The sequence below is a fragment of the Streptomyces sp. NRRL B-1140 genome (assembly GCF_001280065.1).
GTDB lineage: Bacteria > Actinomycetota > Actinomycetes > Streptomycetales > Streptomycetaceae > Streptomyces.
Window position 1 is genome coordinate 1 of the sequence record NZ_LGEA01000161.1, and the last position, 894, is coordinate 894.

The 894-nt window shown below is 67.8% G+C and carries 1 protein-coding gene; it reads left to right on the forward strand.

The window, feature by feature from the left end:
• The coding region (ccrA, locus tag ADK65_RS34500) for a crotonyl-CoA carboxylase/reductase (RefSeq protein WP_053675239.1) at positions 1 to 894 on the forward strand (894 nt) is incomplete at both ends.

Below are 894 nucleotides of genomic sequence, written 5' to 3' on the forward strand. Positions count from 1 at the left end.
ACCTTCGGCTTCCTGGAGCGCTACGGCCGCACCAGCGACCTGGCCAAGCGCCATGACCTGCCGTACCACATCATCGGCTCCGACCTCGCGGGAGTGGTGCTGCGTACCGGTCCGGGCGTCAACTCCTGGAAGCCCGGCGACGAGGTCGTCGCGCACTGCCTCTCCGTCGAGCTGGAGTCGTCCGACGGCCACAACGACACGATGCTCGACCCCGAGCAGCGCATCTGGGGCTTCGAGACCAACTTCGGCGGCCTCGCCGAGATCGCGCTGGTCAAGTCCAACCAGCTGATGCCCAAGCCCGGCCACCTGTCGTGGGAGGAGGCCGCCGCCCCCGGCCTGGTCAACTCCACCGCCTACCGGCAGCTGGTCTCCCGCAACGGCGCCGGCATGAAGCAGGGCGACAACGTGCTCATCTGGGGCGCGAGCGGCGGACTGGGCTCCTACGCCACCCAGTTCGCGCTGGCCGGCGGCGCCAACCCGATCTGTGTCGTCTCCAGCGAGCAGAAGGCGGCCATCTGCCGCTCGATGGGCGCCGACGCGATCATCGACCGCAACGCCGAGGGCTACAAGTTCTGGAAGGACGAGAACACCCAGGACCCGAAGGAGTGGAAGCGCTTCGGCAAGCGCATCCGCGAGCTCACCGGCGGCGAGGACATCGACATCGTCTTCGAGCACCCCGGCCGCGAGACCTTCGGTGCGAGCGTCTTCGTCACGCGCAAGGGCGGCACCATCACCACCTGCGCGTCGACCTCGGGCTACATGCACGAGTACGACAACCGCTACCTGTGGATGTCGCTCAAGCGGATCATCGGCTCGCACTTCGCCAACTACCGCGAGGCCTGGGAGGCCAACCGCCTCATCGCCAAGGGCAAGATCCACCCGACCCTGTCGAAG